The following is a 15,439-nucleotide window of genomic DNA, read 5'->3' as shown; positions in this document are numbered from 1 at the left end:
GGTTAGCCTCCCCGTCATGGTTCAAACGGGGATTTGCAGCGCATGCCTTCCAACACTTCACGACGCACCTTCGTCAAAGGCCTTGCCGCCGGTGGTTTGCTCGGCGGCCTCGGCCTGTGGCGCACGCCGGTCTGGGCACTGAACAGCCCCGGTCAGGTCAACCAACTCAGCGGCAGCGAGTTCGAACTGTCGATCGGCGAAACGCCGGTCAACTTCACAGGCTCGCCGCGTACCGCAATGACCATCAACGGCAGTCTGCCCGGCCCGCTGTTGCGCTGGCGCGAAGGCGACACGGTGACGCTGCGGGTGCGCAACCGGCTCAAGGACAGCACCTCGATTCACTGGCACGGCATCCTGCTGCCGGCGAACATGGACGGCGTGCCGGGCCTGAGCTTTCACGGCATCGAACCGGGCGGCGTGTACGTCTATCAATTCAAAGTGCGGCAGAACGGCACTTACTGGTATCACAGCCACTCCGGCCTGCAGGAGCAGGCCGGCGTCTACGGGCCGCTGGTGATCGACGCCAGGGAACCAGAGCCGTTTCAGTACGACCGCGACTACGTGGTGATGCTCAGCGACTGGAGCGACGAAGACCCGGCCAGGATGATGAACACCCTGAAAAAACAGTCCGACTACTACAACTTCCACAAACGCACCGTCGGCGATTTCATCAATGATGTCAGCGACAAAGGCTGGGGCGCTACGGTCGCCGACCGCAAGATGTGGGCGCAAATGAACATGAACCCCACCGACATCGCCGACGTCAGTGGCGCCACCTACACCTTCCTTATGAACGGCCAGGCGCCCGATTCCAATTGGACCGGCCTGTTCCGGCCCGGCGAAAAACTGCGCCTGCGCCTGATCAACGGCTCGGCCATGACCTACTTCGACGTGCGCATTCCCGGCCTGAAAATGACTGTGGTCGCCGCCGACGGTTTGCACGTCAAACCGGTCAGCGTCGATGAGCTGCGCATCGCCGTGGCAGAAACCTATGACGTGATCGTCGAGCCGGACGCCGAGGTTTACACCCTCTTCGCCCAGGCCATGGACCGCACCGGTTACGCCCGCGGCACCCTCGCCGCCCGCGCCGGTCTGGCAGCTGCGGTTCCGGCCCTTGGTCCGCGCCCGTTGGTGACGATGGACGACATGGGCATGGGCGGCATGGATCACGGCTCGATGGACATGAGCACCATGGACCACTCGGCCATGGGCCCGATGCAATCCCATCCCGACAGCGAAAAAAACAATCCGCTGGTGGACATGCAAGCCATGAGCACCGCGCCAAAACTCGCCGACCCCGGCCTGGGCCTGCGCAACAACGGTCGTCGCGTGCTGACCTACGCCGACCTGCGCAGCACCTTCGAAGACCCGGATGGCCGCGACCCGAGCCGCACCGTCGAACTGCATCTCACCGGGCACATGGAGAAATTCGCCTGGTCGTTCAACGGCATCAAGTTCTCCGACGCCGAGCCGCTGCTGTTGAAGTACGGCGAGCGCATCCGGCTGGTGCTGGTCAACGACACGATGATGACCCACCCGATTCACCTGCACGGCATGTGGAGCGATCTGGAAGACGAAAACGGCAACTTCCAGGTACGCAAACACACCATCGACATGCCGCCCGGCACCCGTCGCAGCTATCGCGTCACCGCTGACGCACTGGGCCGCTGGGCCTATCACTGCCATCTCCTCTACCACATGGAAATGGGCATGTTCCGCGAAGTGCGGGTGGAAGAATGAAGGGGCCGATCATGACTCGATACACCGCGTTGTCCTTGCTGCTCATCGGCACCTCGGCCATCGCCGCCAACGACATGCAGGGCATGGATCACAGCCAGATGCCCGGCATGGATCACTCGACAATGCAAAGCATGGACGACGGCATGATGCAGCCCGCCGCGCCGACTGAAAGCCGCACGCCGATCCCGGCTCTGACCGACGCCGACCGTGCCGCCGTATTCACCAGCCCCGGCGGTCATCAGGTACATGACAGCGCGATCAACAGCTACTTCCTCGCGGAAAAACTCGAATGGCAGGACGCCGATGACGGCAGCGCGTTGGCTTGGGATGTGTCCGGCTGGATTGGCGGCGACATCGATCGCCTGTTCCTGCGTTCCGAGGGTGAGCGCAGCAACGGCCAGACCGAACACGCCGAACTTCAGGCCTTATGGGGCCACGCCATTTCGCCGTGGTGGGACGTGGTCAGCGGCGTGCGTCAGGATTTCAAACCCGGCGCGCCACAGACCTGGGCAGCGTTCGGTTTGCAGGGCATGGCGCTGTACAACTTCGAGGCCGAAGCCACCGCGTTTATTGGTGAAGGCGGACAATCCGCCGTTCGACTGGAAGGCGACTACGACATTCTGCTGACCAATCGCCTGATCCTGCAGCCGACCGCTGAGCTGAATATCTACGGCAAAAACGATCCACAACGCGGCATCGGCGCGGGGCTATCCAACACCGAAGCAGGCCTGCGCCTGCGCTACGAAATCCGCCGCGAATTTGCGCCGTACATCGGCGTGACGTGGAACCGTACTTACGGCAACACTGCTGATTATGCGGGTGAGGAAGGTGAGGATCGCAGCGAGGCGCGGCTGGTTCTCGGTGTGCGGTTGTGGTTTTGAATTCCATTAAAAAACAACACAGAGGTCTTGCATGCGCACATTGAAAATCACCTTGGTACTCGCCAGCGGATTGCTCTTGAGCAGCCTCGCCCAGGCGCACCCGAAACTGTTGTCGTCGACACCCACTGACGGTGCGGACGGCGCGGCACCGGGCAAGATCGAACTGCATTTTTCGGAAAACCTTCTGACCCAGTTCTCCGGCGCAAAACTGGTGATGACCGAAATGCCCGGGATGGCCCACTCGCCGATGCCGATGAAGGCCAAAGTCAGCGCCGGCAGCGATCCGAAAACCATGCTCCTGACCCCGCTCACGCCTCTGCCTGCCGGCACCTACGAGGTTCAATGGCGGGCGGTGTCTGCCGATACGCATCCGATCACCGGCAACGTCACATTCAAAGTGAAATGAGCGATGGCTGAACTGATCAATATCATTCTGCGTCTGGCGTTGTATGTCGATTTGCTGCTGTTGTTCGGGTTGGCGTTGTTTGGGCTGTACAACGTTGACGCGGTGCTGCGGTTTCGGCCGATGCTGCGCGGAATGGCGTTGATCGGGGCACTGCTGTCAGTGGCGGGACTGGTGCTGATGACCCGTGCCATGAGTGGTGAAACGGAATTCGCGGCGCTGTGGCCGCACCTGCAAATGATGGTGCTGGAAACCGACGTCGGGCTGGCGTGGGCGGTGCGGATGATTACGCTGATCGTCGTGATGATCTGGCCGGGATTGTGGCTGGCATCGATGGCCGGCGCCGTCGCCCTCGCCTCCCTGGCCTGGAGCGGACACGGGGCGATGGATAACGCGTGGCATCTGCTCAGCGACATCCTGCACCTGCTCGCAGCGAGTGCTTGGCTGGGCGCGATGCTCGCGTTGATCTTGATGTCGCGGCTCGACGCACTGTGCAGCGAGGCGCGCATTCGCTCGCTGGCGGATTCCGTCAAACGCTTCGAAGGCGTCGGCGCGGCGATTGTGCTCATCCTCTTGGTCACCGGCGTGGCGAATTACCTGTTCATCGTCGGCCCGACACTGGGCGAAGTCCTGCTCGGCACCTACGGGATTCTGCTGGCGATCAAGGTTGTGTTGTTCGGGGGCATGCTGGTGCTGGCCGCGTTGAACCGCTTTCACCTCGGGCCGTTGCTCGAACAATCGTTGCGCGCCGGGCAGCATCAAGTAGCGGCCAACGCCTTGCGCCGCAGCGTGGCATTGGAGCTGGTGATTGCGCTGTTGATCGTGGCACTGGTGGCGTGGCTGGGCACGTTGAGCCCGGAGCCGGGATGACACCCGGCAAACGCATTCACTACACTGGCCCGCACTCCCACTGCACAAGCCCGATCTCCATGACAATTCGAAAAAGCACGATGATCTTCTGCGGCCTGCTGGCCATGGCCGGCGCCGCCCAGGCACAAGAACCGGCCTCGCACCTCGACACCATTCAGCAACAGGGCCAGTTGCGCGTCTGCACCACCGGCGACTACAAACCCTACACCTTCAAACGCCCGGACGGCGGATTCGAAGGCATCGACATCGCCATGGCGCAATCCCTGGCCGACAGCCTCGGCGTCAAGGTCGAATGGGTGCAGACCACCTGGAAAACCCTGATGCCGGACATGCAGGCCGGCAAATGCGACATCGGCATGGGCGGCATCTCGGTGACGCTGGAGCGGCAGAAAAAGGCCTTCTTCAGCAACACCCTCGACACCGACGGCAAGATCCCGCTGGTGCGTTGCGCCGATCAGTCCAAATACCAAACGATTGAACAGATCAACCAACCCCACGTGCGCCTGGTCGAACCCGCCGGCGGCACCAACGAAGCCTTCGTCCACGCCTTCCTGCCCAAGGCGCAACTGGCCCTGCACGACAACGTGACGATCTTCCAGCAACTGCTCGACAACAAGGCTGACGTGATGATCACCGACGCCTCCGAAGCCCTCTACCAACAGAAACTCAAACCCGGTTTGTGCGCGGTGAATCCGCATCAGTACATGCAGTATGGGGAGAAGGCTTATTTACTGCCGCGGGATGACATCAGCTGGAAACTTTACGTCGATCAGTGGCTGCACCTGAGCAAGGTCACCGGGAAATATCAGAAAACCCTGAGCGAATGGATTGCCGTACCTGCCGCACAGTAACAATCCTGCCTGACATAAAACCTGTGGTGAGGGGATTCATCCCCATGGACTGCGCAGCAGTCCCGGCTCTTCGCTAAGAGCCGGTCAGTGGGCCTTTTGGCTAGCCCCCTCCCCGCAGGTATCAGCCATCAATCGTCATGCAACATGCCAGAACTGTACTGATTGAGACTGCTGCCGATACTGTTGCCACCAAACTTCAACGTATTGGCATTGCGCCCCTGCGGCGACTGGCAATCGCTGGAAAAACAACTGGTCGTCGTCAACCCACCGGCGCCCGAACAGGCGCTCAAGACCGATACCGTTGCAGCAATCAACAGCACTTTGACGACATTGGCGCTCATGGCACGATTCCCCTCAGGATGAAAAACGGCGAACTTGTGTCAGCATCCTAGGCCCGCAACGCACGTCGCAACATGAAACTTTGCCGAACGACAGCCCGCGTTCAGAATCGACAATTCGCCCGACAAGGACAGCCCCATGCAATTCCTTCCCCTCACCGACGCCAGCCCCGCCATCCGCGCCCATGTGCGCACACTTCGCAATCAGCAAGACGTGCGCAAATTCATGTACACCTCCCATGAAATCACCGAGCAGGAACATGCGAACTGGCTGGCCTCTCTACAGGGCAATTCACGGCAGCAAGTGTTTGTGGTGGTCAAGGATGAACAAGCGGTTGGGGTTGTTTCGTTGAATGCAATCAACGAACTGCACAAAACCGCGGACTGGGCGTTTTATCTGGACGTCAGATTGCAAGGTAAAGGGCTGGGCAGCGTGGTCGAGTTCTGGATGCTCGATTATGCGTTTGACGTGGCGGGATTGGAGAAGCTGAATTGCGAAGTGTTGGCGGTGAATTCGGCGGTGGTGAAGATGCACCAGAAATTCGGGTTTGAGGTGGAAGGTGTTCGGCGGCAAAACGTGGTGAAGGATGGCGTTCGGATAGACGTGGTTCTGCTGGGAATTACCAAGGCTGAATGGCAGGACAAGCGCCCGGCACTGGCCCCTGTCATCGAACGGCTGACTAACGCTTAGCGCGCGGAGCGCTCGAATTTGCGACGTGAACTGAGTCCCGCCGAGCTCTACAAAATCCGCGACGCCCTGTCGTGGATCTTTGTCGACACCGCCGTGGATTACCCCTACATCGCCAGCCAAGTCCAGGGCTACGACCCGGAACAGATCAAAGACATCCTTTACTCGGAAGTCGCCGTCGTCTGCGCCTGGAACCTCGCCGGCCCACTGCCACCGATCTGGACAGGGTTCAACGCCGATGAGTTGAATCAGGACATCGAAGACATGTTGCTGGCGAAGAAAAACAGCTGGAGGCGGCGGCAGCTTCACCGAATGCACACCGCTTGGTTGCGGTTTAACTATGGGGATGCGTGGGAAGAGCTTTCAGCGCACCTAAAACAATCGGATTGATGCCCTCCATGGCAACGGCAACCCGCCGCCACAGAAAGCTACGATTTACGCCTTCACTTCGACGTTATCCAACGCCTGATTCACCGCCAACTCCCCCAACATCACCACCTGCGCAATGCCCAGCGCGGTCTTGCGGTGCGAGGGCTCGAGCGTCGCGGCGAAATTACTGAGCATCTCGGAGGCGGAACTCAGGGTTTCGCTAGCGTTAGCCAATAGGGATTCGGAGTCGTACTTCGGATTGGCGAAGTACATGCGCTCGGGCTCATTGACGCTGGACATGATGTGGCTGGCGGGCAACAGATAGTGATCAAGCGCGCGCTCGGCGGCTTCGTTGAGTTTTTTGGAATTGGGGGATTGGTACGGGGATGCCGGATCGGTTTCCGGCGGATTCGGTGTTGGCTTGAACATGGTGTAACTCCTGACGGGTTAACGAAAAGGAGCCATCACTCTCGCTACCAAACGAAGGGTGGAGGCCATACGCAGGTTGGTAGACCGGTCGTCAGGAACCCCGGCGCATCCGAAGACGCCCCGCGCATGACCACCATAAAACGAAGACAAAAAACGCCCTCGCAAGACAGTAGCCTTGTGCTTCTGACGGAGACGGGCTACCAAACCCGGTCACTGGTTTTCAGTGACCTAGGGACGATAGAACCCGCGAGCTAGACGCACAAGCCGGCGGATTCTGTCTTAGGTGTAGGGGATGGCGCAAGGTTGTGTAGGGCCAAAGGCGTATCAGAGAGCTTCGCTTAAACACGCACAGATTTCGCCGTTTAGATTGATGAGAGGCACCGAACACTTCGCCGTCAGACACTCACAAAAGCAAGTCTGATACAGTCGGTGCCAGCTAATCCGTTGACAGGAAGTCACACATGGCAAAGCCCGCCGCACGCCTCACCGACCCCACCAGTTGCCCCATGCCCGGACACGGCCCCAAAGCCATTGCCTCCGGATCCCCCGACGTGTTCTTCGACAAGCTTGCCGCCGCCAGAATGGGCGACACCTGCACCTGCGGCAGCGCACTAGCCTCCGCCGTATCCGGCACCGTATTCATCAACGGCAAAAACGCCGCGCTGATTGGCACAGTCGGATCACATGGAGACGTCGTGATCGGAGGATCGGGAACGGTGATCATCGGCGACTCACATACACCTGCGCCGTTTACGCCACCGACGCCGATGATTATTCATGGGAACTGGATCGCCTTTAAGATCCCGGCTTCTGAGAGCTATCAAGGGTTCACATGCACCGCGCACTTTGATGACGGGTCATCAATGACTGGATCCTTCGACTCAAATAACACAGTTCGATTTGCCAACCCAACCGGCAAAATGTGCCATACGCTCGAATTCGCAGAGCACGAAAACACCTGCACGACATCAAGCATTGATGCACTGCTTAAAGATATCTTGGGATAAGGACTTCTCATGACTGAACCGTACCTCGTAACCGGCTCTTATGTTGTCAAGAGTGAGCACACCCTAAGCCAGTCTCCACTTGAAATGGCAATCGCGGGCATGGAAGGCGCTGCCACGCGCTTTTCGATCGACGCGATCAAAGACGAACGCGTCCGCGCCAGCTACCAGCGCAATATCAAACGAATGGCACAGCAGGTATTGGCAGACGTTAGAGCTGGCAATATCACCGTTGAAGACGGTACAAAATTCAGCAACGAAATGCGCAACAAAATAATGTTTGAACATCGTAAGTTCACCTCCGCCCAAGGCGTTGCCGTTGCCGAGAAAAAGAAAAAAGGCGGAAAAACGCACGCAGATATTCTTGATGAAAAATCTCGAACCGGCTTCAACAAAAATTACAACCAACTTTCAAAGACTCAGCAAAAAGAAATTCTTTATAAAGCCCTTGAGGGATCAGGCCGAGACAACGCTAAATTTACAGCCGGTACAAAAATCATGACCGTCATGGGCAAGGTTGGGATCATCATGACAGCCGCCCTTGCGACCTACGAAATACTGAACGCCGACAACAAAGTAAAAGAAACCGCGCGACAAGCAACAATTCTCGGCGCGGGCGCCGCGGGTGGCTTCCTTGCGGGCCTGGGAGTTAGCGCAATTTGCGGCCCAGCAGCACCAGCATGCGCTGTAGCTGTGGTTTTGATAGGTAGCATGGCTGGTGGCATTGCCGGAAGCGTAGTTGCAGATACTTTTGACGAAGAATTAGAGGAGCTTTCCCATTGGGAAGTATTTTAACTCCGGAAGATAAGGCCAAGATCCAGATAGCATTGGCTGAAGCCTTTGTTGACAACGAAGTCGACTATGCTTACATCGCAGAGCGAATTAAATCCTACGATCTGAAAATTGTTGAAGACATACTATATTCAGAAGTGGCTCCCGTGTGTTTTGGCAATCTTGAGACGCCTGCGCCGCCAATTTGGACGGGATTCAAGGATGAGTGGTTGCTGGACGAGATTGAAAAAGAACTGCAAGCTCGTCAAAAAAACAGGATACGTCGAGTTTTTGACAATTTGAAGGTCCTTTGGCTTCGCTACAGTTATAAATATATATGGAAGGAGATCTTGAAAAGCCTTGACGAAAAAATAGCAAAAAAATCATAAGAATACAGATGCTCATCATAACTTAGTTGGCTGTTCAGCTTACAAAAAACACCATCCTTCTTAGTCCCTGATAGTTCTGTTACCAACAAACTAACAACCACTCAATGAAGAGTGCAAATAGGGGCCAGACCACAATATTCAGTCGATTCGTCTGGCCTCATCCGCAAGCCAGAGCTCGTAATGCCGACTCGTAAACCTCCGTCCTATCCCAATCCTGATAAACTCTCCCACCTTCGCCCCTCTGATCCAGATTCTCTCAATGCCTTTAAAACCCGCCCCACTCTCCCGCCGCTTCTCCGTCGCCCCGATGATGGATTGGACTGACCGTCACTGCCGGTACTTCCTACGCATCCTGTCGAAGAACGCCCTGCTCTACACCGAGATGGTCACCACCGGCGCTCTGCTCAATGGCGATCACGAGCGTTTCCTCCGTCACAACGAAGCCGAGCACCCTCTCGCCTTGCAGCTCGGCGGTAGCGTTCCGCTGGACCTGGCCGCTTGCGCACGCATGGCTCAGGAGCACGGTTACGACGAAGTGAACCTCAACGTTGGCTGCCCAAGCGATCGTGTGCAGAACAATATGATCGGGGCTTGCCTGATGGGGCATCCGCAGTTGGTGGCGGATTGTGTGAAGGCGATGCGTGATGCGGTGTCGATTCCGGTGACGGTGAAGCATCGGATCGGGATCAATGGGCGGGACAGTTATGAGGAGTTGTGTGATTTCGTCGGTACGGTGCGGGATGCCGGGTGCACCAGTTTTACCGTGCATGCGCGGATTGCGATTCTGGAGGGGTTGTCGCCGAAGGAGAATCGCGACATTCCGCCGTTGCGGTATGACGTGGCGGCGCGGTTGAAGGCGGATTTTCCGGAGTTGGAGATTGTTCTGAATGGCGGGATCAAGACGATGGAAGCTTGCCATGAACATTTGCAGACGTTCGACGGTGTGATGCTGGGGCGTGAGGCTTATCACAATCCGTATTTGCTGGCGGAGGTGGATCAGCAGTTGTTCGGCAGTTCGGCGCCGGTGATCAGCCGGGCCGAGGCGCTGGCGCAGTTGCGGCCTTATATTGCCGAGCATTTGCTGGCCGGTGGCGCGATGCATCACATCACTCGCCATGTGCTGGGCCTGGGCACCGGGTTCCCGGGGGCGCGTAAGTTTCGGCAGTTGTTGTCGGTGGATATTCACAAGGCCAAGGATCCGTTGGCGTTGCTGGATCAGGCGGCGGAGTTGTTGACGGGTCGTTGATCGACGCATTGCATGTGTGGGCAACCAATGAGCGTTGCCCGAAGTGTTGTTGTACCGACAGGATGTCTTGTGTTTATGCCCGCGTTCAGCTGTGTTTTCTTCAAGCGATTCACCCTCCTCGCTTTACTCTCGACTCTCTGTACCAACGCCTGCGCATCCTGCGATTTTTTGAAAGGGTGCAGTGATGGGGAAGACGGCCCTTTTGAATCTACCCAGATGGCCGGTTTTCTGATTTTCACGACGACGATGATCACGGTCGATGGGTTGTCGGACATGTCGGGCCTGAAAAAACGTGTGTATTCGGTAGAGGAAATCGAAGCAGCACGATATTTCCTCGCCAGCGACGGCATGCTGCAAGCCGCGTATTTCACCTCGGCGTTGCAGCGGTTTCGTCAGGGTTCGCTGGACTCGCAATTGAGTGACCTCGCCGTCGCTGCTTTGATCAGCAGTCACTGATCAGGCTGCCGCTGCAGCGGTCCAGTTGACCCAGCCAAAAGCCCAGGTCGCCAGAATCAACAAGCCAAACGCGATCCGATACCAAGCGAACGCGGCGTAGCTGTGGTTGGCGATAAACTTGAGCAAACCGCGCACCGCGATCATCGCGAAGATAAATGCGGTGACGAAGCCCAGGGCGAAGACCGGCAGGTCGCTGTGCTGGAACAGGTCGCGGTATTTGTAGCCCGAGTACACGGCCGCACCGACCATGGTCGGCATGGCCAGAAAGAACGAGAACTCGGTGGCGGCTTTGCGCGACAGGCCGAACAGCAGGCCGCCGATAATGGTCGAGCCGGAGCGCGATGTACCGGGAATCATCGCCAGGCACTGTACGAAACCGACCTTGAGTGCGTCAGACCAGCGCATGTCATCAACATGCTCGACGCTCACCACATGGCTGCGCTGTTCGGCCCACAGCATGACGATGCCGCCGACGACGAGTGCAACAGCGACGGTGATCGGGTTAAACAGATAGTGGTGAATCGCGTCAGCAAACAACACACCCAGCACCACGGCGGGAAGAAAAGCGATCAGCAAGTTGAGGGTGAAACGCTGAGCATTACGCTCGGTCGGCAGGCCTTTGACGATCTCGACGATCTTCGGTCGAAACTCCCAGACAACGGCAAGAATGGCCCCCAGTTGAATAATGATGTTGAACGCCATGGCGCGTTCGCCGCCGAACTCCAGCAAGTCGGCAACGATGATCTGGTGACCGGTACTCGAGATCGGCAGAAACTCGGTCAGGCCTTCTACCGCACCTAATATCAACACTTGGAAAAGGGTCCAGAAATCCATTAATCCTCCATCAGAGCGCTCTTGGCGAGCGACCGGTTAACTGCACTCAGGAATTGAGTATCTGAAGTAAAACAATCGGCATACAAATACCCATTGCCTGACTCGGCGCCGGCAGAATATGTCTTATCAAAAGACACACTCAAGCCATGTTAATAATCGTCGGCCGACGAACTGCTCGAGAAATATTTAGGCATTTAGTAGAAAAAAGTTTGCTGTGCAAATAAAGTGTGATCAATCTCACATTCCGCCAGATGGCCATACAGTGGCAAAAGGACATGGACAAAGCCATCGCAATAGATTCAAAATAGTGGCACCATTGCATATCGCCACCATCTAAGCACTAGTTCACAGCCCCGGGAAAATCAACTAAAAGCCTGAAAAGCTTAATTATTGTTAGAAATCTCGAGAGCCACGTCTAAATTCCGCGTAAATGTTACCAATTGTCAGTCACAGATGAGAACCGGTGCTTTAACATCCCGATGTCAGCACTAATTCGAGTCAATGCATGATGCTCTCAGGGAACTTGGCGATTAAAAGTCCGCGCCCGACAAACGACGAACCCGGCGTTCTCACTCTGGGTCGTACCCACGGCGTGGCTGAGCATTTTAGAACGCTGATCGCCAGACATGTACGGACTGATATGGCACTCGAGGCCAGTTCCTACACTAGTTCATTCACGGCAGATGAACACTTTGGTTCATATCGAGCCATCTTTCTCGTCATCGACAGCCCGCAAGCCCTTGAAGACAATCTGGCGCTGGTGGAAAGCCTGCGCAATGACAACTTGAAGCCGATCATCTGTGCGGTCATCACCGGTCGCGGCGCCTTCAACAAGATCAAGTATTACCTCGCCGGGGCAGATGTTTGTATCAAGCTCAACACCCTTTCAGACGATAGCGAAGAGTTGCTGGCCGAGTTCTTCAACAGTGAAGAGTGGCAACGGGATATCAATCTCACCCTCGACCCGACACGCATCTGCCTGATGGACAACAGCCGCAAACTGGACATTTCATTCGCCGAAATGAAGATCCTCGAAGCGTTTGCGCACACCGGCAATCACATTCTCAGCCATGATGAAATCGCCAGCATCATGGGGCTCAATACCAATTTCTACGACCCACGGGCACTGGAAAAATCGATCAGTCGCTTGCGTGGAAAAATCAAGGACATGTATGGTACAAACGCGATTCAGAGTATCCGCGGCTATGGCTATCGCCTGATGCGGGGTCTGATATCGACTGCCTGACTCTCGGGCAGCCATCCCTTTTGCATACGAACGAAGGATCGTCTGATGCAACCATATAACTCCAGCTGTACTTCACGCCTGCCAATAACAAAGCGATTGAATGAGCGCGTCAACATAACAATAAACCTAACAACATAGCAGCAGATCGAGTGGAACTTATCGAGGGCCATATTAGGGCCCAGACCCTGCCTGTCGATTACTTCCAAGGAAGTTATTGCTCGCCTGCCGATTTATCTTTTAGCCAAATTTGGTGCGTATTTAGGAGAGAGACATGGAAACTAGTACAACCCTCCCAAGAAAATATTTTGTGGTCGTGACTCACAGTACAACCTCGCAGCGTGAACTGGAGAGCATTTTGTCCAGCGAGCGATTCAATTCGTTCGGCACGTCTCAGGCACAAATGTTTATTGAAGGTGCTACTTCGCCCTCTTCCGCTCCCGTGTTGATGGAGTTCACATACCCAAGCGGCGCCCGGAAAAACGTAGCCCGCACAATCGAACATGACACTCAGCGCATATTGGCAACGCTCGAGTCAGAATGGCTTGCGGCACAATCGGTCAATCCCTTCCAGAGTGTTCCGACGAAAAACGGCGAAAGCGCCAATTTGCCACCGGTGATTGAAGGCGATGCGCCTTGCAATGAAACCTGGCACCTCGACAATGATCAGGGCGCACTGCTCAAGGACGGCGTCGAAATCAGTCTGACTGGCCTGGAAACAGCGCTGGTCAGGAAAATGCTCACTCACGAAGAGCGCGTCGTCAGTCGTGACGAATTGATCCTGAGCATCGGCCGAGAGCCGGAACAGTATCGCGGTCTGGAAATGTGCCTGAGTCGCCTGCAGGACAAATTCAAAAACGCCAGCAACGGTGAGCGTCTGTTTCGCGCGGTCAGAAACCGCGGTTATTGCCTGATCCAGGAAATCGTCGCGTAACCACGGAGACACTTCCGATCCCAACCAACAGATAACAGTGCGATTACAAAAACAACAAGAGCACTTCTGTCTGGTTCACCTCCCTGATGATTTAAAGCTCCCTGCCTCCACCCTTCCTACAGTAACAAAGACAACATCATTTATTCACCCCTCGCTCCACGACCTTTTCTAACAGGATTCTATTTAAATATTAAAAAGTTGGCACTGTGCCATCTTGTTAGAACTCGTCAGACACCATTCCAGGCAATAACTTAGTCTATTGACTGACGACAGTTCGACCTCTCGACGTTGTTACCTCAGAACACTCGCTACAACAAAAACAATAAGTCTGTTTAACAAGTCGGCTTTCAACTGTTGAAACCTGAATGGACGTCTTTTGGGGATATCGTATGGATCTTTCTCTTAGTATTAATCGAAGCACGGGCCTCAAGGGACTGACCTTTTGGGGCCAATGGGCGCTGGCGCAGGGCTTTGTAGTCGCTCTGTTATTCATACTGGCCGAACAGCACACCGGAACCGTCGCGTTCTACTACCGAATGTGCGCCACGCTGGCGGTGCTGGCTTCGGTGCCGGCTTACACGTTCAGTGGCGTTTACCGCAAACGTGACAACTACCTGACCGGGCTGTGGCGCCTGTTCGTGGGCTGGTCGATGACCATGGCCGCGCTGGCGTGTATCGCGTTTGTCTGCCAGGCCGATGAGCTGTTTTCCCGTCAAGTGATCCTCAGCTGGGCGGTGTACGGCTTTCTCGGTCAGGCATTGCTGTACGCACCGTTGCACGCGTTTTCGAAGTTCTATCAGCGCTCACGCAAAAGCGAACACCGGACCCTGATCGTCGGCACCGGTGAACTGGCACTGGGGTTGGCAAGGAAGCTGAGTCAGGTTGAAAACCTGCCGCTGATTGGCCTGGTGAGTAACGGCGACCTGCCCGCATTGGGCTCCGATGCACCGCGCGTTGTCGGTGCTCAGGAAGAGTTGCTGGAGCTGATCGAAGCCCACGGCATCCGCCGTTTGTACATCACGCTGCCGCTGTGCGAAGCGGCGAAAATCGAAGCGATGTATGTCGACCTGCTCGGTGCCAACGTTGACGTGGTCTGGGTGCCGGACCTGAACAGCCTGACGCTGCTGAATCACTCGGTGAAAGTCGTGGACGGTTTGCCGGCGATCTACCTCAACGAAAGCCCGCTGACCAGTCGCCCGACCGCTGCCCTGAGCAAGAGTCTGGTGGAGAAAACCGTTGCGCTGCTGGCAATCATTGCCTTGAGTCCGGTGCTGCTGTTCATCGCGCTGGCGGTGAAGATCAACTCGCCGGGGCCGGTGTTTTTCAAGCAGGATCGCCACGGCTGGAATGGCAAGGTGATCAAGGTCTGGAAGTTCCGCTCGATGCGTGTTCACGATGACCGCGAAGTGAAACAGGCAAGCCGCAATGACTCGCGCATCACCGCCGTCGGCCGCTTCATCCGCCGCACTTCGCTGGACGAACTGCCGCAGTTGTTCAACGTGCTGCAAGGCCACATGGCGCTGGTCGGCCCGCGTCCGCACGCCGTCGCGCACAACAACTACTACTCGGGCAAAATCCTCGCGTACATGGCGCGTCACCGGATTAAACCGGGGATCACCGGCCTGGCCCAGATCAGCGGCTGCCGGGGTGAGACGGACACCATCGACAAGATGCAGAAACGTGTGGAGATCGACCTGCAGTACATCAACAGCTGGTCGCTGTGGCTGGACCTGAAGATCCTCGTGAAGACACCGTTCACGCTGCTGTCGAAGGACATTTACTGAGGTTCAAAGCTGCACACCGCAAGGGGACGAAAGTCCCCTTTTTCGTGCCTGTGATTCAGGCCTGGCATGAAACGCGTCCGAGCCACCGCCTACACCGGGGATTAAAGGTGCCCGGGATTTCGGATTCGACACAGAACCCGTGTGGGAGTGGACTTGCTCACGAATGCGTCAGGCCAGTCAACATCAACATTGAATGTACCCTCGTCTTC

General features: G+C 56.5%; 18 protein-coding genes. 15 read left to right on the top strand and 3 right to left on the bottom strand.

What is annotated here, in order from left to right; genetic code table 11:
- Positions 1-42: 42 nt before the first annotated feature.
- Genes F2P67_RS22295 through F2P67_RS22275 form a run of 5 tightly spaced genes read left to right on the top strand, consistent with a single transcriptional unit; the run spans position 43 to position 4,745 of the window.
- The gene (locus tag F2P67_RS22295; protein ID WP_166223776.1) at positions 43-1,740 is read left to right on the top strand and encodes a copper resistance system multicopper oxidase; all 1,698 of its coding nucleotides are present in this window, start codon (positions 43-45) and stop codon (positions 1,738-1,740) included.
- Between the two features lie 11 nt (positions 1,741-1,751).
- Positions 1,752-2,621, top strand: a complete 870-nt coding sequence (locus tag F2P67_RS22290) for a copper resistance protein B (protein WP_166223773.1) — start codon at positions 1,752-1,754, stop codon at positions 2,619-2,621.
- A 31-nt stretch (positions 2,622-2,652) separates the two neighbouring features.
- Positions 2,653-3,027: a copper homeostasis periplasmic binding protein CopC gene (copC, locus tag F2P67_RS22285; protein ID WP_166223770.1), complete on the top strand. Its 375-nt coding sequence runs from the start codon at positions 2,653-2,655 to the stop codon at positions 3,025-3,027.
- A gap of 3 nt (positions 3,028-3,030) precedes the next feature.
- Positions 3,031-3,894, top strand: coding sequence for a copper homeostasis membrane protein CopD (gene copD, locus F2P67_RS22280; protein WP_166223767.1), 864 nt, complete (start codon positions 3,031-3,033; stop codon positions 3,892-3,894).
- A 59-nt stretch (positions 3,895-3,953) separates the two neighbouring features.
- On the top strand, positions 3,954-4,745 hold the full coding sequence (locus F2P67_RS22275; protein WP_178120948.1) for a transporter substrate-binding domain-containing protein: 792 nt from the start codon (positions 3,954-3,956) through the stop codon (positions 4,743-4,745).
- A 128-nt stretch (positions 4,746-4,873) separates the two neighbouring features.
- Here F2P67_RS22275 and F2P67_RS22270 read toward each other — a convergent pair whose 3' ends face one another.
- Positions 4,874-5,086, bottom strand: a complete 213-nt coding sequence (locus F2P67_RS22270; RefSeq protein ID WP_166223762.1) for a hypothetical protein — start codon at positions 5,084-5,086, stop codon at positions 4,874-4,876.
- Between the two features lie 136 nt (positions 5,087-5,222).
- On the opposite strand from F2P67_RS22270, the gene pseH reads away from it, so the two are divergent.
- Both pseH and F2P67_RS22260 read left to right on the top strand, forming a co-directional pair.
- Entirely contained in the window at positions 5,223-5,774 is a 552-nt protein-coding gene (gene pseH / locus F2P67_RS22265; RefSeq protein WP_166223760.1) for a UDP-4-amino-4,6-dideoxy-N-acetyl-beta-L-altrosamine N-acetyltransferase, read from the top strand.
- Between the two features lie 18 nt (positions 5,775-5,792).
- On the top strand, positions 5,793-6,161 hold the full coding sequence (locus tag F2P67_RS22260) for a DUF7079 family protein (protein ID WP_166223758.1): 369 nt from the start codon (positions 5,793-5,795) through the stop codon (positions 6,159-6,161).
- A 45-nt stretch (positions 6,162-6,206) separates the two neighbouring features.
- Here the strand turns inward: F2P67_RS22260 and F2P67_RS22255 are convergent, their stop codons facing one another.
- Positions 6,207-6,569 carry a DUF6124 family protein gene (locus F2P67_RS22255; RefSeq protein ID WP_166223756.1) on the bottom strand — a complete coding sequence of 121 codons (363 nt, stop codon included), beginning with the start codon at positions 6,567-6,569 and terminating at the stop codon, positions 6,207-6,209.
- Between the two features lie 461 nt (positions 6,570-7,030).
- Here F2P67_RS22255 and F2P67_RS22250 point away from each other — a divergent pair, with 461 nt between their 5' ends.
- From F2P67_RS22250 to F2P67_RS27825, 5 genes are all read left to right on the top strand, one after another.
- The gene (locus tag F2P67_RS22250) at positions 7,031-7,576 is read left to right on the top strand and encodes a PAAR domain-containing protein (RefSeq protein ID WP_166223754.1); all 546 of its coding nucleotides are present in this window, start codon (positions 7,031-7,033) and stop codon (positions 7,574-7,576) included.
- Between the two features lie 9 nt (positions 7,577-7,585).
- Entirely contained in the window at positions 7,586-8,368 is a 783-nt protein-coding gene (locus F2P67_RS22245) for a hypothetical protein (RefSeq protein ID WP_166223752.1), read from the top strand.
- Positions 8,353-8,733 carry a DUF7079 family protein gene (locus F2P67_RS22240; RefSeq protein WP_166223750.1) on the top strand — a complete coding sequence of 127 codons (381 nt, stop codon included), beginning with the start codon at positions 8,353-8,355 and terminating at the stop codon, positions 8,731-8,733. The genes F2P67_RS22245 and F2P67_RS22240 overlap by 16 nt, the downstream gene beginning before the upstream one ends.
- A 259-nt stretch (positions 8,734-8,992) precedes the next feature.
- Positions 8,993-9,979, top strand: coding sequence for a tRNA dihydrouridine(20/20a) synthase DusA (gene dusA, locus F2P67_RS22235; protein WP_166223748.1), 987 nt, complete (start codon positions 8,993-8,995; stop codon positions 9,977-9,979).
- Between the two features lie 216 nt (positions 9,980-10,195).
- The gene (locus F2P67_RS27825) at positions 10,196-10,435 is read left to right on the top strand and encodes a DUF2388 domain-containing protein (RefSeq protein ID WP_246226537.1); all 240 of its coding nucleotides are present in this window, start codon (positions 10,196-10,198) and stop codon (positions 10,433-10,435) included.
- Here the strand turns inward: F2P67_RS27825 and F2P67_RS22225 are convergent, their stop codons facing one another.
- Entirely contained in the window at positions 10,436-11,269 is an 834-nt protein-coding gene (locus tag F2P67_RS22225; RefSeq protein WP_166223744.1) for an undecaprenyl-diphosphate phosphatase, read from the bottom strand. It abuts the gene before it with no gap.
- 505 nt (positions 11,270-11,774) lie between these two features.
- On the opposite strand from F2P67_RS22225, the gene F2P67_RS22220 reads away from it, so the two are divergent.
- From F2P67_RS22220 to F2P67_RS22210, 3 genes are all read left to right on the top strand, one after another.
- A complete protein-coding gene (locus F2P67_RS22220) occupies positions 11,775-12,515 on the top strand; it encodes a winged helix-turn-helix domain-containing protein (protein WP_166223743.1) in 741 nt (246 codons plus the stop codon).
- Positions 12,516-12,786: 271 nt separating this feature from the next.
- The gene (locus F2P67_RS22215; RefSeq protein WP_166223741.1) at positions 12,787-13,446 is read left to right on the top strand and encodes a winged helix-turn-helix domain-containing protein; all 660 of its coding nucleotides are present in this window, start codon (positions 12,787-12,789) and stop codon (positions 13,444-13,446) included.
- A gap of 389 nt (positions 13,447-13,835) precedes the next feature.
- The gene (locus tag F2P67_RS22210) at positions 13,836-15,230 is read left to right on the top strand and encodes an undecaprenyl-phosphate glucose phosphotransferase (RefSeq protein ID WP_166223739.1); all 1,395 of its coding nucleotides are present in this window, start codon (positions 13,836-13,838) and stop codon (positions 15,228-15,230) included.
- Positions 15,231-15,439: the final 209 nt, after the last annotated feature.

Origin of the sequence: Pseudomonas atagonensis, from assembly GCF_011369485.1 — a bacterium.
GTDB classification, from domain to species: Bacteria; Pseudomonadota; Gammaproteobacteria; order Pseudomonadales; family Pseudomonadaceae; genus Aquipseudomonas; species Aquipseudomonas atagonensis.
Note: the sequence above shows the minus strand (reverse complement) of the source record. Positions and strands in the feature narration are given on the sequence as shown.

What these genes read in the sequence shown, in the direction of transcription:
- F2P67_RS22210 (WP_166223739.1), top strand. Translation starts at nt 13,836, where the DNA reads ATGGATCTTTCTCTTAGTATTAATCGAAGCACGGGCCTCAAGGGACTG.
- F2P67_RS22225 (WP_166223744.1), bottom strand. Translation starts at nt 11,269, where the DNA reads ATGGATTTCTGGACCCTTTTCCAAGTGTTGATATTAGGTGCGGTAGAA.
- F2P67_RS22295 (WP_166223776.1), top strand. Translation starts at nt 43, where the DNA reads ATGCCTTCCAACACTTCACGACGCACCTTCGTCAAAGGCCTTGCCGCC.
- copD (WP_166223767.1), top strand. Translation starts at nt 3,031, where the DNA reads ATGGCTGAACTGATCAATATCATTCTGCGTCTGGCGTTGTATGTCGAT.
- F2P67_RS22215 (WP_166223741.1), top strand. Translation starts at nt 12,787, where the DNA reads ATGGAAACTAGTACAACCCTCCCAAGAAAATATTTTGTGGTCGTGACT.
- pseH (WP_166223760.1), top strand. Translation starts at nt 5,223, where the DNA reads ATGCAATTCCTTCCCCTCACCGACGCCAGCCCCGCCATCCGCGCCCAT.
- F2P67_RS22250 (WP_166223754.1), top strand. Translation starts at nt 7,031, where the DNA reads ATGGCAAAGCCCGCCGCACGCCTCACCGACCCCACCAGTTGCCCCATG.
- F2P67_RS22245 (WP_166223752.1), top strand. Translation starts at nt 7,586, where the DNA reads ATGACTGAACCGTACCTCGTAACCGGCTCTTATGTTGTCAAGAGTGAG.
- F2P67_RS22275 (WP_178120948.1), top strand. Translation starts at nt 3,954, where the DNA reads ATGACAATTCGAAAAAGCACGATGATCTTCTGCGGCCTGCTGGCCATG.
- F2P67_RS22255 (WP_166223756.1), bottom strand. Translation starts at nt 6,569, where the DNA reads ATGTTCAAGCCAACACCGAATCCGCCGGAAACCGATCCGGCATCCCCG.
- F2P67_RS22270 (WP_166223762.1), bottom strand. Translation starts at nt 5,086, where the DNA reads ATGAGCGCCAATGTCGTCAAAGTGCTGTTGATTGCTGCAACGGTATCG.
- F2P67_RS27825 (WP_246226537.1), top strand. Translation starts at nt 10,196, where the DNA reads ATGGCCGGTTTTCTGATTTTCACGACGACGATGATCACGGTCGATGGG.
- F2P67_RS22290 (WP_166223773.1), top strand. Translation starts at nt 1,752, where the DNA reads ATGACTCGATACACCGCGTTGTCCTTGCTGCTCATCGGCACCTCGGCC.
- copC (WP_166223770.1), top strand. Translation starts at nt 2,653, where the DNA reads ATGCGCACATTGAAAATCACCTTGGTACTCGCCAGCGGATTGCTCTTG.
- dusA (WP_166223748.1), top strand. Translation starts at nt 8,993, where the DNA reads ATGCCTTTAAAACCCGCCCCACTCTCCCGCCGCTTCTCCGTCGCCCCG.
- F2P67_RS22220 (WP_166223743.1), top strand. Translation starts at nt 11,775, where the DNA reads ATGATGCTCTCAGGGAACTTGGCGATTAAAAGTCCGCGCCCGACAAAC.